Origin of the sequence: Nisaea sediminum, from assembly GCF_014904705.1 — a bacterium.
In the GTDB taxonomy this organism is placed as follows: domain Bacteria; phylum Pseudomonadota; class Alphaproteobacteria; order Thalassobaculales; family Thalassobaculaceae; genus Nisaea; species Nisaea sediminum.
Genome location: NZ_JACZCQ010000003.1, coordinates 539,276 through 553,358 on the forward strand (window position 1 = coordinate 539,276; position 14,083 = coordinate 553,358).

The 14,083-nt window shown below is 62.7% G+C and carries 15 protein-coding genes; 6 read left to right on the plus strand and 9 right to left on the minus strand.

Features of this window, described 5'->3' with window-relative positions:
• Positions 1–61: 61 nt before the first annotated feature.
• Positions 62–1,225, minus strand: a complete 1,164-nt coding sequence (locus tag IG122_RS07670; protein WP_193182127.1) for a phosphoserine transaminase — start codon at positions 1,223–1,225, stop codon at positions 62–64.
• Between the two features lie 601 nt (positions 1,226–1,826).
• Here IG122_RS07670 and IG122_RS07675 point away from each other — a divergent pair.
• Positions 1,827–2,336, plus strand: a complete 510-nt coding sequence (locus tag IG122_RS07675) for a hypothetical protein (protein WP_193182129.1) — start codon at positions 1,827–1,829, stop codon at positions 2,334–2,336.
• Between the two features lie 86 nt (positions 2,337–2,422).
• Here the strand turns inward: IG122_RS07675 and IG122_RS07680 are convergent, their stop codons facing one another.
• The 4 genes from IG122_RS07680 to IG122_RS07695 all read right to left on the minus strand — a co-directional run bounded on the left by IG122_RS07680 (position 2,423) and on the right by IG122_RS07695 (position 5,165).
• Positions 2,423–2,875, minus strand: a complete 453-nt coding sequence (locus tag IG122_RS07680) for a hypothetical protein (RefSeq protein WP_193182131.1) — start codon at positions 2,873–2,875, stop codon at positions 2,423–2,425.
• A gap of 81 nt (positions 2,876–2,956) precedes the next feature.
• Entirely contained in the window at positions 2,957–3,337 is a 381-nt protein-coding gene (locus IG122_RS07685) for a hypothetical protein (protein WP_193182133.1), read from the minus strand.
• Positions 3,338–3,462: 125 nt separating this feature from the next.
• Positions 3,463–4,110 carry a hypothetical protein gene (locus IG122_RS07690; RefSeq protein WP_193182135.1) on the minus strand — a complete coding sequence of 216 codons (648 nt, stop codon included), beginning with the start codon at positions 4,108–4,110 and terminating at the stop codon, positions 3,463–3,465.
• Between the two features lie 80 nt (positions 4,111–4,190).
• Entirely contained in the window at positions 4,191–5,165 is a 975-nt protein-coding gene (locus IG122_RS07695) for a glutathione S-transferase family protein (protein ID WP_193182137.1), read from the minus strand.
• A 130-nt stretch (positions 5,166–5,295) separates the two neighbouring features.
• Here IG122_RS07695 and IG122_RS07700 point away from each other — a divergent pair, with 130 nt between their 5' ends.
• Positions 5,296–5,967 carry a Fe2+-dependent dioxygenase gene (locus IG122_RS07700; RefSeq protein ID WP_193182139.1) on the plus strand — a complete coding sequence of 224 codons (672 nt, stop codon included), beginning with the start codon at positions 5,296–5,298 and terminating at the stop codon, positions 5,965–5,967.
• Between the two features lie 9 nt (positions 5,968–5,976).
• On the opposite strand, the gene IG122_RS07705 is transcribed toward IG122_RS07700, so the two are convergent.
• Positions 5,977–6,564, minus strand: coding sequence for an NUDIX domain-containing protein (locus IG122_RS07705; RefSeq protein WP_193182141.1), 588 nt, complete (start codon positions 6,562–6,564; stop codon positions 5,977–5,979).
• Between the two features lie 76 nt (positions 6,565–6,640).
• Positions 6,641–8,527, minus strand: coding sequence for a glucans biosynthesis glucosyltransferase MdoH (mdoH, locus tag IG122_RS07710; protein ID WP_193182144.1), 1,887 nt, complete (start codon positions 8,525–8,527; stop codon positions 6,641–6,643).
• A gap of 263 nt (positions 8,528–8,790) precedes the next feature.
• Here mdoH and IG122_RS07715 point away from each other — a divergent pair, with 263 nt between their 5' ends.
• On the plus strand, positions 8,791–10,011 hold the full coding sequence (locus tag IG122_RS07715) for an OpgC family protein (protein WP_193182146.1): 1,221 nt from the start codon (positions 8,791–8,793) through the stop codon (positions 10,009–10,011).
• Positions 10,008–10,868 (plus strand): alpha/beta hydrolase, encoded by an 861-nt coding sequence (locus IG122_RS07720; RefSeq protein ID WP_193182148.1) that lies wholly within the window; start codon positions 10,008–10,010, stop codon positions 10,866–10,868. Before IG122_RS07715 ends, IG122_RS07720 begins: the two co-directional genes overlap by 4 nt.
• Before the next feature lie 7 nt (positions 10,869–10,875).
• Here the strand turns inward: IG122_RS07720 and IG122_RS07725 are convergent, their stop codons facing one another.
• Positions 10,876–11,046, minus strand: a complete 171-nt coding sequence (locus IG122_RS07725) for a hypothetical protein (RefSeq protein ID WP_193182150.1) — start codon at positions 11,044–11,046, stop codon at positions 10,876–10,878.
• Between the two features lie 185 nt (positions 11,047–11,231).
• On the opposite strand from IG122_RS07725, the gene IG122_RS07730 reads away from it, so the two are divergent.
• Positions 11,232–12,770: an acyl-CoA synthetase gene (locus IG122_RS07730; protein WP_193182152.1), complete on the plus strand. Its 1,539-nt coding sequence runs from the start codon at positions 11,232–11,234 to the stop codon at positions 12,768–12,770.
• Positions 12,771–12,811: 41 nt separating this feature from the next.
• The gene (locus IG122_RS07735; RefSeq protein WP_193182153.1) at positions 12,812–13,705 is read left to right on the plus strand and encodes a dimethylarginine dimethylaminohydrolase family protein; all 894 of its coding nucleotides are present in this window, start codon (positions 12,812–12,814) and stop codon (positions 13,703–13,705) included.
• Here IG122_RS07735 and IG122_RS07740 read toward each other — a convergent pair.
• Positions 13,702–14,076, minus strand: coding sequence for a VOC family protein (locus IG122_RS07740; protein WP_193182155.1), 375 nt, complete (start codon positions 14,074–14,076; stop codon positions 13,702–13,704). The genes IG122_RS07735 and IG122_RS07740 overlap by 4 nt on opposite strands.
• Positions 14,077–14,083: the final 7 nt, after the last annotated feature.

Sequence of the window (14,083 nt, forward strand, 5' to 3'; positions counted from 1 at the left end):
CGGAATTCTGCATGTCTGGGAAAGACGCCCCCGGCGGCCTCGCCGGGAGCCATCCGTCAGGTCAGGCGGCCCGCGAGTTGGACTGCTTCACCTCGCCATAGGCCCAGTCGAGCCATGGCAGGAGCGCTTCCATGTCGGAGGCCTCGACCGTCGCCCCGCCCCAGAGCCTGAGCCCGGCCGGCGCGTCGCGGTAGCCGTTGATGTCAAAAGCGACACCTTCGGCCTCCAGCAGGCTGTCGATCTGCTTGGTCGCGGCCCGCTGGTCCACCTCTGAAAGCCCGTCGAACCAGGGATCGGAGATCGAGACGCAGATCGAGGTGCAGGAGCGCACTGCCGGATCCTTTGCAAGGAAGCCGGCCCAGTCGCTCGTCGCGACCCATTTCTCGACCGCGGCGAGATTGGCCTCGGAGCGGGCGATCAGGCCCTTCAGGCCGCCGACGCCTTCCGCCCATTTCAGCGCGTCGAGCACGTCCTCGACCGCCAGCATGGAGGGCGTGTTGATGGTCTCGCCCTTGAAGATGCCCTCGATGAGCTTGCCGCCCTTGGTCATGCGGAAGAGCTTTGGCAGCGGCCAGGCCGGGACATAGGTCTCCAGCCGTTCGACGGCGCGCGGGCTGAGGATCAGCATGCCGTGCGCCCCCTCGCCGCCCAGCACCTTCTGCCAGGAGAAGGTGGTGACGTCGAGCTTGTCCCAGGGCAGATCCATGGCGAAGACGGCCGAGGTCGCATCGCAGATCGTCAGCCCCTCGCGGTCATCGGCTATCCAGTCGCCGTTCGGGACGCGAACGCCTGAGGTGGTGCCGTTCCAGGTGAAGACCACGTCGCGCTTCGGATCCACTTTGGCCAGGTCGGCGATCTCGCCGTAGCCAGCCTCGATCACGCGGACATCCTTCAGCTTCAGCTGCTTGACCGCGTCGGTGACCCAGCCGGAGCCAAAGCTTTCCCAGGCCAGCAGGTCGACGCCGCGGGCACCGAGCATGGTCCACATGGCCATCTCGACGGCACCGGTGTCGGAGCCGGGCACGATGCCGATCCGGTAATCGTCCGGCACGCCGAGCACGGCGCGGGTGCGGTCGATCACTTCCTTGAGTTTTGATTTTCCGATTTTCGAGCGGTGAGACCGCCCGAGAGCGGCGTCAGAGAGTGCAGCGGGGCCCCATCCGGGTCGCTTAGCGCAAGGTCCGGATGAGAACTGGGGAGCGCGCGGGGTTGCCGTCGGCTTCATCGTATCATCCTTCAATGTGACCACTCGTTGGGGAGTGGCGGCCCGCCGCTGACGCTATGGATTTCCGCGGCGCTGTCAACCGGTGAATTCGGCCGAAAATGCTGCGGCGCACCAATTTCCGTGCGATCTCACCCTTATGTGGCGGCCCGTCAAACCGTTCGCCCCATTGTTGCAATGGGCTCAATTACATCGATAATTGGCTTAAATCTTTTGCAATAGTTGCAAATTCCACACATTCCCCGATGGAAAGCGGCTCGTGCGCATTCGAAATCAATTTGCTTGGAGGAATGGGTTGCACCGCGAAAAAATGCGACATATATTGTGCACTGCAATACGGACTGCCCAGCCGTATTGTTTACTTCTTGGGCGTTTCCTCCCTTAACTCGGGCCGCTGAAAAGCGGCCCTTTTTTCTTGCCTACCGGCCGGATCTGACCGGCAAGTTCCGCCCCCCCAAGGGCGGCAGAAATCTCCTGCCCGATCACGCAGGATGATATTTTATTATTTATTTTCAACATATTATCCATCTTCAACGCACTTGGCCCCGGAATTGCTCCGTTGCTTCCGACAACGAACACAGCATCCGAGACCTGGAGCAATTAAATGGCTGATATCGATTTCCGAACCTGGCCCGCACACTCTTCCGACAGCGCCCACGGGCGCCAGGAATGGATGGTTCCCGCGGGTCGCTTCAATCGCGGCCACGGTAGGGCAAGCCTCGGAAACAGCGTTTCCGATGCCGCGAACCAGAATTTCGGGGCACCCGAGTTTTCCCTGCTCGACCAGCTTCCGGAAGTCATCGTCGATGCCGTTGGAGAATGGGCTCTGCACCTTCAGGGACAGTCCTGGCGCCTGCGCCGACGCGCCCTGAACCGTTTCGCCGAAGCCTTCGCGGACCAGTTTCTCGCTCTCAACCCGTCCCTCACGGACGAGGAATACGAGAGCCTGACCGATATTGGATATACCTGCCTGCTTGAGCTTCTCGACGAAGGCCAGCCACTGTTCGACCTCGACCAGGCCCATTGCTTCAAGCGTAGCGTCCATGACGCCCATAGGGACGCAGCGGAACTCTATCTGGCATTGAACGGCCCGTCTCCCGCGACGGTTCACTGATTTTCCCCGCGCCGCCCGGCGCCCCCCCCCACTAGGGCCGCAGATGCGGCCCTATTTTTTGTCTGCCGGCGAAAAGCTGAGCCGGCTCAGTTACCCTGCTCGCAGCCGCGAAACTGCCGGGTCTCCGGGACGGCTTTTCCGCCGACCCATGCGGCAGCCGGATCGTAGCGCCGGAAGATGCGGCGATCATGGTCAGGAGATGTCGGCGAGATCTCGAGCATTTCCTTGTAGAGCTTCATGATCAACTCATCGGCTTCGCTTGCGACAAGGAAGACAACCCTCCGCGCCTCCGGGGCGAGGGATGCCGCATCCTGCTCCGACAGGCGCGAGGTTGATTCTTTCAGCGATTGCATGAAATTCAGATCGAGCGAAGAGAGCTCGGCCTGCCGCAAATCGAACAGAAGATGCATTCCCTGCTGGTAATGCTCATCCTCGATGAGGCGTCCGATACGGTCCTGGGAGCTCGCGATGCTGAGTGGCCCTGCGATCCGAATTTCGATAAACGGCCGCTCGAATCCGCGACGCACCTCAAAGTCCATGTCACCCAGCTCGAATAACGTTCAAGGCAGATATTCTAATGTCGCGGCTGCGGAAAGACCACCACGCGGTCGGAACCTGCGTTACCCCGGACCGCTCAGCCATCGGTGCGCGTCTTCGCGATCGGTGAAAAGCTTCGTCGTCTGGCCGTAACGCCGGTTCGAGACCACCTGCCATAACTTCAGGAGCAGGAGATCCGCCGCTCCCGCAACCAGAATGGCGATCTGTACATCCTTTCGCCGCGGCGTCTGTTCCATGTATGCGAGCACGGCCTTCATATCATCGGCCGCGAAACCGGAAAGATCAGCCTCCCGGAAATCCCAGAGAGCGTTCAGACCGTCGACATAACCTTCGACCCTGCGCAGGTCGGCGATCGCCTCCATCAGGCCCTTGCGATCGACAAAGCCCCTGCACACGGCTTCGACATATTTGTCGTCCGTGTGTTCCCTGATCTCCAGGCGCATGCGCCCCCCTTGCGCACAGATTATCCGCTGCGCCGGTTGCAAGTCTTCCGGTGGTCAGCAAATTGGCCTAATTAATTTAGGCAAATAATCCAGACTTGCCGAGATGATTCGGTTTTTTTCGAAACTTACCGCTTCTTCATACCGGTCACGCTGATGTCGCCGGCTTCAATGGCATCGCGCATCGCTTCGAAACCCTGGGTCATTTCCTCGTACATCTCGCGATAGAAGCGGAGCTCGGCGATCTCGGCCTCCTGCAGGAAACCGTGGCGCGGGGCACCGGCATCGAGCAGCCTGGCAAAATAGCGTCCCCGAGCCTTCGCGGCCATCTGGGCCACGCCTTCCAGCTCGCCAGCACCGACCTCCATAACCGTTTCCTGCGTCAGCTGGCGGTTCTGCTCGGTCATGTAGCGGTCGAGTTCGCGTGCATATTGCTGCGGATTGACCCGCAGCCCCGCCGCCTTGCCCTGAAGCCACGGGGCGCCGGACTCCCGACGCGCGCGCGGCGCTTTGGGTGCCGGAGCGGACGGCTCTTCGCTGTTCGCGTTGGCAGGGCGCGGCGTTTTCGCGACCGGCGCCATTGCGTTCTGGCGATCCGCCCGCAGCGGCTGGACCGCGCCGGTCTTCGCGGCAGCCTTGGACGGGACCTTGGCCTCGGCCTCAGCCTTGCCGCGCGCTTCCTCGGGGTAAGGATCCCAGTCCGCACCGGCACCGGTTCCGGAAAGATCCTTCAGGCGCGCGCCAAGACCTGCTTTCAATGCCGACGACAAGGACATGTTCTGCTCCTCCGAGATAAGCACCGGCCCTTCGCCGGCTTTGTCGGAGATATCAAAGCAAGGACCGTGCCGGTTTCCCGTCAGGCCGCCAGCAAAAGATGCCGGTCATGCGGCCTGTCGAAATCCAGCTCCGGCCCTTTCGGCACGATCCCCTTCGGATTCAGGCTCTCGTGGCTCCGGAAGTAATGCTCCTTGATATGCCGGACATTCACCGTATCAACCACACCGGGCACCTGATAGAGCTCACGCAAATAATTGGAAAGATTATGATAATCCTCGATCCGCTTCCGGTTGCACATGAAGTGGGTCAGATAGACGGCATCGAACCGGATCAGCGTGACGAAGAACCGCCAGTCCGCCTCGGTAATGCGGTCTCCGACCAGGTATCTGTTGCGGCCGAGCCGCTCTTCCATTTCGTCGAGACGGGAAAAAACTGCATCGAAGGCCTCCTCGTAGGCCTCCTGCGTGCCGGCAAATCCGGACCGGTAGACGCCGTTGTTGATGTCCCGGTAAATGCGCTCGTTCACCGCGTCGATCTCCTGACGGAGCGGTTCCGGATAAAGATCCAGAGAGGCATCGACGCCCTCGAGGCCGTTGAAGGCCGCGTTGAACATGCGGAGAATTTCCGACGACTCGTTGGAGACGATTGTGCCTTCGCGCTTGTCCCAGAGCACCGGCACCGTGACCTTGCCGGTGAACCGGGGGTCGGCAGCGGTATAGACCTCGCGCAGAAAGCGGGCGCCGTTGATCGGGTCATCCGTTGCGTCCGGATCGTCGCCAAACGCCCAGCCGTCATCCCCCATCAGCGGATCGACGACGGAGAAACCTATGTGCGGTTCAAGTCCCTTTAGTTTGCGCGCGATGAGCGTCCGGTGCGCCCACGGACAGGCATAGGAAACATAGAGGTGGTAGCGGCCGGACTCCGGCGCGAAGCGTGCGCCCGGACGGTCCTCGACAAAATCGCGGAAGGTGGAATCCTTACGCTCGAATTTCCCGTTACGGCCACTCGAGCCGACCTGTCCAATTTCCCATTTTCCGTCTACCAAGGCACCCATCTGCCGCTTTCCTCTCTTCTGTTTCGCTTGCCTGAAAGGTGGCGGCAAATCGCCCGACATCAAGGCTCGCAATCGGAAACGGTCCTGTTACCATGGCGGCCAATTTCGTGACTTTCCGGGGGACGGGACCATGGTGGCGGTTATCCGCGAGCTACTGAACAAGGATCAGGTCAAGGCGATTGCGGCGAAGCTGTTCTCGGCCCAGTTCGTGGACGGAAGCTCCAGCGGCGGTCCGCTCGGCAAGGACATCAAGAAGAACACGCAGGTTCCACCGAACAGCCCGCATTACCGCGAGATGTCTGAAATGGTGCTCGGCGCGATCCGGGCGAACGAAACGGTCGCCATCAAGGGCATGCCGCGCCGCATCCTCTCGCCGATCTTCGCCTCCTACATGACCGGCAACCAGTATGGCGAACATATCGACGCCGCCCTGATGGGCCCCTACCCCGGCATGCGCACCGACCTCTCGATGACGATCTTCCTGAACAAACCGGACGCCTACGAGGGCGGGGATCTCGTGCTCAGCACCGATTTCGGCGAGATGGTCTACAAGGAGAATCCGGGCGATGCGGTGCTCTATCCGACCCATTACCTGCACCGGGTAAACCCGGTTACCAAAGGGCGCCGCCTCGCCATCGTCACCTGGATGGAAAGCATGATCCCCGACCCGATGAAGCGCGAGATCATCGGCGACCTGGCGGAGACACAGGCCATCCTGACCAGCTCGAATGTGGACAAGAAGGCCGTCCTGATGCTGGAGAAGGGTCGCCTCAACCTGATGCGGATGTGGGCCCAGACCTGACGGGGACCTTCAGATAAAGTGCCGCGCGAGATCTGCCGGTAACGCCCCGCGCCGCGCCAGAAGATCCGCCTTCAGAAGCATGGTCTGCGAGAAGGCGTCGACGATCTCGCCGCTCATCGCCATCTCGACCGCCTCGCGTACCGGAACGCGCCTGACCTCAAGCCGCTCGCAGTCCTCCGGTGCGGCCGCGCCTTGCTCAAGATCCCAAGCAAGGAATCCTATGGCCTGCTCGTCGGTGATCGCGTTCGAAAGATCCATGCGCAACAGTTCCTGCCAGTTGCGCGCCTTGAGGCCGGTCTCCTCGATCAGCTCGCGCTCGGCGGAGCCCTCGGGATCGTCGAATGTCCCGCCGCCTTCCGGCAGCTCCCAGCTGTAATAGTCCCTCGGGAAACGCTGTTGCCCGACAAGCCAGGTCATGCCTTCGGCATCGACCGGCAGAATGCCGACCGCCAGACCGCGAACGCGGACAACGCCGTAGAGTCCTGGGTTGCCGTTCGGATCTAGAACGTCATGCTCGGTCACGCCGATCCACGGGTTCTCGTAAATCTCCCGGGTTTCCAGCACCTGCCAGACCGCCCGCTCCCGCTGCTCCGTCATCATCCGACCGCCATTGCCTCAGACCGGCAGCACCCTAGTCGAGTGCGAGCGAGGGGAAAAGACGGAGCCGCGTCTCTCAGGCGGTTTCCGGATCGGCCAGAGGACGGAGTTCGGTGACCGGCGGAATGACAGCCAGAGTCACCGTGTTCGCGAGATCCGTCGGCTCCGCGACGCGACGAAGCGTTTCGGGGACTTCGAGCTCCTCCGGAATGGCGCAAAGGCCGGTCCGGAGCATGATCCGTCCCAATCCCGGCAGCGCGCTGACGGTTGCGACCGGCACGGCGAGCAGCAGCCCGGCGATGACCGGCGTGGCCCATGGCAGAACCTGAGGCGCCACTGTCCAGAGCGTTGCGAGAAAGATCGCTCCGAGAAGGGTCTGCGGCCAGAGCCCGCTCATCGCCTCGACCAGAGTGACGCGTCGATCGTCACGTTCCTGTGCATCCCAGCGGATCCGCTTTCCGAAGAACAGCCCGCCGATGAAGATCGTCTGCGCGAGCGCGGCAACCGGTGAGACCAGCATCGAGAAAACGAGTTCGACCAGCGTGCCGGCGAGGATTTTCGCCATGCCGCCATAGCTCCGCCGTGCGCTCCGTCGCAGAGCGACGTCCAGCACGCCCAGAATCTTCGGCGCGAAGGTCATCACCATCACCGCGACGAAAAGCGCGAAACCAAAACCGGGAACACCCGGCGGGAAGTGGGCTTCCGGCACACTGATAGGAGCGAACGGTCCGAAAACGAGGTCGACGAGACCAAGCCCCATGAAGGCGTACCAGAGCGGCGCGCCGGTATACATCATGATCGCGAGCAGAAGCTGGATCCGTCCCATCGGCCGCACGCCGCGGATCAGCGACGGATGCAGGAAGAGCTTCACATACTGCATGTTACCCTGGCACCAGCGCAGGTCCCGTGTCAGGAAATCCGGCAGGTTGGTCGGATTCTCCTCGTAACTGCCGTCTTCCAGCGGCAGCACGCGGACCTCGTATCCGGCGCGGCGCATGAACACCGCCTCGACCTGGTCGTGGCTCAGGATCTCCCCGCCGAGCGGCCGTTCACCGGGCAGCGCCGGCAGGCGGCATTGGGTACGGAAGACCGGGAGGCGCAGGATCGCGTTATGGCCCCAGTAAGGTCCGTCCGGTCCCTGCCACCAGGCGCTGCCGGTGGTGTAGGAGCGCATGCCGTGCCGCATGCCGAACTGGAACATCCGGGCGAAGGCGCTGCTCGCAGGCATGCCGGTGACGAGCGTCTGCAGAATGCCGACATTCGGGTTCTGCTGCATCAGGCGAACCATACGGAGGATGGCCTCGCCGGACATCACGCTGTCCGCGTCGAGCACGATCATGTACTCGAAACCGTCGCCCCAGCGCTCACAGAAATCCTCGATATTGCCGACCTTCTGGCGCGTGTTTTCCTCGCGTCGCCGGTAGTGTAGCCGGTCCGGCCGCGCATTACCGTTGCGCCAGCTCTCGAACAGGGCCTGCTCTTCGGCTGCGATCTCGAGCTTGTTGGTGTCGCTCAGCAGGAACAGGTCGAAATTGTCTGCCTGTTTGGTCGCGTCCAGCCCGTCAGTCACCGCCCGCAGATTGCGGATGACCAGGGACGGGTCCTCGTTGAAGACCGGCATCACGATGGCGACGCGCGCCGTGATCGGCGACTGAACGTCCTCGAGACCAGCCAGCCCTGTGACCTTGCGGAGCCAGTCGCGGCGGAAATGCAGCAGGCCGAACCCGATGATCGCGTTCCAGAACCCGATCACCATCCACGGCGTATTGAGGGTGAAGACCGCAATCATCGCGATCTCTATCCAGGTGAGCCCATTGCGGGAGAAAATATAGGTAAGAGCCGCGACGAGGGCACAGATCGTACCGGTCACCAGACCGGCGAAAATCAGGCGCCGCGCGCGCAGGGGCGAGCCCCGGTGCGCCGTGTTGCGTTCGTCAGAAACCATCAGGTGAGCTGCGTCCATTGTCCCCAAGCCCCGAGTTCGACGGGCCGGGAATTTACTCTTCGGCCCGGGAATATCAATTGATATCGGCAGGGCGGGATTTCGATCCCTCCACCGTGCTCCTCGATAGAAAATTGAGCGCAGACCGGGCGCTGTCAGCAAAACAAGCTTCACAAAGGCGCGATAGCGAATTGACTGGATGCGGGCGCGCTTGCGGCGCTATCTCGCCCTATATATTACAGCGGCGAGTGTGAGGACGGTCCCCGGGACCGGATACGAAGACCATGGCAGAACAAGCAGCAAAGAAGCTGAAGCAGCGCGATCCGAGGCTGGATTTCTTCCGCGGGATCGCAATGCTGATCATCTTCATCGCCCATGTCCCAGGAAACCATTGGTCGAACTTTATTCCGGCCCGCTTCGGCTTCTCGGACGCCGCGGAAATGTTCGTCTTCTGCTCAGGTTTCGCCGCCGCTATCGCCTTCGGCGGCACCTTCATCCGCGCAGGTTTCTGGCACGGTACGGGGCGTGTGCTCTACCGGATCTGGCAACTCTACACGTCGCACATCCTGATCTTCTTCCTGATCGTCGGACTGATGCTTGCCGGCAATGCGCTGTTCGCCGAACCGGATTACATCAACCGCCTGAACCTCGAGTTCTTCTTCGAGGAAACGCCAAAGGCGCTGCTCGGCCTGCTGACCCTCACCTACGTGCCCAACTATTTCGACATCATGCCGATGTATATGGGCGCGCTGCTGATGATCCCGGTCTTCATGGCGCTGGCGCATATCCATCCCTGGCTTGCGATGGGTTTCTCGGTCACGGTCTATTGTGCGAACTGGATCTTCGACGGCGGACTCCCGGCGCATCCGAATTACGATCACATCGAGTGGTTCTTCAATCCGTTCGGCTGGCAGCTCGTCTTCTTCACCGGCTATTCGATCTCGCGCGGCTGGCTGAAAGTGCCCGGCTTCAACCGCTATCTGATGGCGGCCTGCGTCGTCTTCGTCGTGGCCGCCGCGCCGATCTCGCACTGGTGGTTCTTCGTCGGCTATCAGGACAGCCTGCCCTTCCTTGCCGAGTGGCGCGAGGCGACCCTGCCGTGGCAGGCAAAGACGGATTACGGGATTCTGCGCTTCATCCATTTCCTCGCGCTGGCCTATATCGTGGTCAACCTCGTGCGCGGCCGGGAAGAGTTGTTGCTGCACAAGGCCTGCAACCCGATCTTGACCGTCGGCCAGCAGGCCCTGCCCGTCTTCCTGCTCAATATGTGGCTGGCGCAGCTCGGCGGAATGGTGCTCGACCAACTCGGCCGCAGCCAGCTGACCTGGGCCCTGGTCAATATCGCCGGGCTCTCAATCGTCGTGCTGTTCGCCTATCTCGTGACAGCCATCAAGACCGAGTGGTGGCGCAAGGCGATCAACGAACGCTCGTGGGTCGCCGCGGCACCCGGCCGCACGGAGCACCCGCGCCCGGTGGCGACTTCGGCTCTTTCGCCGGCAGAATGACGCTCCGTACTCTCCTCGCGACCGGCGCCGTCTATCTGTCGCTCATGGCGGCCGCGGCAGCGGATCTGCAGGAAAGCCTTTCCCTGGAAAGCCCAGCGCTCGGCCGGGAGATGAAATATTCGCTCTATCTGCCGGAGCAGCGATCCGGAGTTCTGCCCGCGTTATACTTGCTGCACGGTCTCGGCGGGAACGAGCGGGACTGGCAGACCCTCGGCGAGATCCGGCAAACGGCGGACCGGCTCATCGCCGAAAAGGCCATCCCGCCTCTTGCCATCGTCATGCCCGATGCCGGGAATAGCTGGTATATCAATTCGCCGGCGCACGGTGCTTACGAGGATGCGATCCTCAAGGATCTGATCCCCCAGGTGGAAGTCCGGCATAGTATCGGTGGGACGGCCGCGGACCGGGCCATCGCCGGTCTTTCGATGGGCGGCTATGGCGCCTTGCGGCTGGCATTTCGCAATCCCGGAACGTTCGCCATGACCGGCGCGTTGAGCGCGGCGATCTTTCCAGATCTCGCGCGCCGGGAGGACGTCACCGAGCAGCAGATCGGTTTCTTCAAGGGAGCCTTCGGCACGCCGTTCGACATCGCCGCCTTCAACCGGGAAAACTTTTTCGCCGACATCCCGTCGCTCGCGGCAGCCAAAGCGCGGCCCGCGATCTTCGTCACGGTCGGCGACGATGACGGTTTCGGCCTCTACGAGGGCAATGTCGCGCTCTATCTGGCGCTGAAACGCGCCGGGGTGCCGGTCGAGTTCCGGATGACCGACGGAAACCACACATGGAAGCTCTGGCGCGAGGAGATCGAGGATGTCCTGCGCTATTACGGCGAGGTGCTGCGCGCCAGAGCCGGATAGGCCGGGTTCAATTGACCAGAACCATGTCCAGTTCGAGCACGTCGTCCTCTTCCAGCGACCAGTCGTCGCCGAGAAGCTCAAGCATTTCGCTGCTGTCATTGTACAGGAACGACGCGTCGAACGCCTCGTCCAGGCCGGTCACACCGTAATCGTCTGCATGTTTCGGAATGTAACGCATTATAGCCTCCTCAAAGAGCTGATCCGTTCAGCGTTTCACTCACTCCCGAACTCACATTTCAGTCACAGCAAATGCCGTGCCAATTCGCCGCTCCCGGCGCCTGCGCCGCCGGAGCTACTGGTCAGCACGACTTTCCTGCTGGTAGCATCCGGCAAAAGACTGCATTCGAGGGTAGGGGAACGCGGATGAACCAAGCCGCGATACTGGCGCAAGTCGCGCGCATTCACGGGGATCGGCCGGCCATCTCCGAGGGCAAGCAGGTGCGCCGGACCTATCGCGAGCTCGGCGAGCGGGTCGCCCGCCTCGCGGGCGCGCTCCGCAACGAGCTCGATCTGCTCCCCGGCGACCGCGTCGCGCTGGCGATGAAGAACCACCCGCTCTTTCTCGAGATCCTCTACGCGATCTGGCACGCCGGCCTCGCGGCGGTGCCGATCAACGCCAAGCTGCACCCGAAGGAATTCGCCTACATCCTCTACAACAGCGGCGCGCGCGCCTGTTTCGCGACGCCGGATCTTGCCGGCACGCTGGCGGACGCGAAACGCGAGGCGCCGGACCTCGAACATCTGATCGCCATCAGCGATCCGGATTTCGAAGCTCTCTTCCGCGCCGCACCGATCCCGGCGGCGAGCGTCGATCCGGAAGGACTTTGCTGGCTCTTCTACACTTCCGGCACCACCGGACGGCCGAAAGGCGCGATGATCACCCACCGCAGCCTGATGTTCGCCACCACGAACTATCTCGCCGACGTCGACGCCATCGCGCCGGCCGACTGCATGATCCACGCCGCCCCGCTGAGCCACGGTTCCGGCCTCTACGCGATGCCGCATGTCGCCAGGGGTGCCAACAACATCGTGCCGGAAAGCGGCGGCTACGATGTCGAGGAGACGCTGGAGCTGATCGCCCACTGGCCGGGCGCGAGCTTCTTCTTCGCCCCGACCATGGTCAGCCGCCTGATTAACCATCCGGGGCTCGAAGACGCGGACCTCTCGAACCTGAAGACCATCGTCTATGGCGGCGGACCGATGTATCTGGAGGACGTGGTGAAGGCGCTCGACCGGCTCGGTCCGAAGCTGACGCAGATCTACGGTCTCGGCGAGGCGCCCATGACCATCACCGGGTTGCCGAAATCCGCCTATCTCGACACGGAGCATCCGCGCTATCTCGCCCGCCTCGCCTCCGCCGGCTTTGCCCGCACAGGCGTGGAGGTCCGCATCGTCGATGCTGACGGAAAGGACGTACCGTTCGGCGAGACCGGGGAGATCATCTGCCGCGGCGACATCGTCATGGGCGGCTACTGGCTCAACCCGGACGCGACCGCCTCGGCGATCCGCAACGGCTGGCTCTGGACCGGCGATCTCGGCGCCATGGATGAAGACGGCTACGTCACCCTGAAGGACCGCTCGAAAGACATGATCATCTCCGGCGGCACAAACATCTATCCGCGCGAGATCGAGGAAGTGCTGCTGCGCCATCCCTATGTCTACGAGTGCGCCGTGGTCGGCCGCCCGCATGCCGACTGGGGCGAGGAAGTCGTCGCCTTCGTCGTTCCGCATCCGGAAAAGGAAATCGACACGGCGGAGCTCGACCGGCTCTGTCTCGACAACATCGCCCGCTTCAAGCGGCCGAAGGCCTACCGGGTGGTCACGGCGCTGACCAAGAACAATTACGGAAAGATCCTGAAGACGGAGCTGCGCGACTTGCTGGCGAAGGAGGCGGAAGGCTAAGCTGCCCGGCCTTACCTGACCACTCGCTCCGGATCGTCCTCATGTCTTCTGGCTCGAATGCCTTCGCCGTCGGCTCCGAATACGGCGTCTTGCGCGACGTCTATCTTTGCCGTCCCGACAATTTCCAGTGGTCCGACATCGCCAAGGAGGACACGACCGCGAATGCCGTGGTCCGCGCCACCCTGCGCGACGGAGTGCCGTTCGACCGAAAGACGGCGGAAACCGGCTACCGCGAGTTTATTGACGCCTACGAGGGCGCCGGCGTCACCTGCCATTTCGTCGAGACGGACCCGGCACTGAGCTACCAGATCTATACCCGCGATCCGTCGGTCATGACCCCCTGGGGCGTCTTCCTCTGCCAGATGTACCGCCAGCAGCGCCGCGGCGAGATCGCCCCGACCTACCGCTTCTACGAGAAGCTCGGCATTCCGGTCTGGAACTGGGCGACGGCGGGGCCGATCGAGGGCGGCGATATCCATCTGATCAAGCCGGGCGTCGCGGTCGTCGGCTATACCGGTCAGCGCACCACCGAGGTCGCGGCAAAGCAGCTCCAGTCCTGGCTCGAAGCCGAGGGCTGGGAATGCCGCCTGCAGCGCTTTGCCGAGCATTTCCTCCATCTCGACCTGCTCTACGCCACGGTGAACGAGCGCCTCGCCCTGATGTGCCTCGACGTGCTGCCGGATGATTTCGTCGCCTGGGTGAAGGGCCACGGCATCCAGCCCGTCGCGGTCACCTACAAGGAGGCGATGCAGCTGCAGTGCAACTGCATGTCGCTCGGGGACGACCGGGTGATTTCCTCGAAGGGCGCGAAGCGCGTGAACGAGGCGCTGCGGGCCGAGGGCATCACGGTGCTCGACCCGGACCTCTCCATGTTCACCCAGGCCGGCGGCGGCCCGCGCTGCCTCTCGATGGCGCTGAAACGGGAAACGGTCTAACGCGGGAAGGTCACCGCCTCGATCTTGTTGCCGTCCGGATCACGGATGAAGGCGCCGTAATAGACCGTGACCGTTGCCTGCCGATCGCCCGGCGCGCCATCACTGCGGCCGCCGCCCTCGAGCGCGGCAGCGTGGAACGCGTCGACAGCGTCTTTCGACGGCGCGCGGAGGCAGATATGGATGCCGGTCCCCTCCTCCACCGGTGCCATGCCCTCGCGCAGGTTCATCCAGAACTCCGGATATTTCTTGCCGAAGCCGATCGTCCGCTCCCTCTCGGTAAGCCGAACGAGGCCAAGCGGCGCCAGCACCCGGTCATAAAACGCAGCGCTGCGAGCGAGGCTGGAGACGGCGATGGAGACATGGTCGATCATCTCGCCA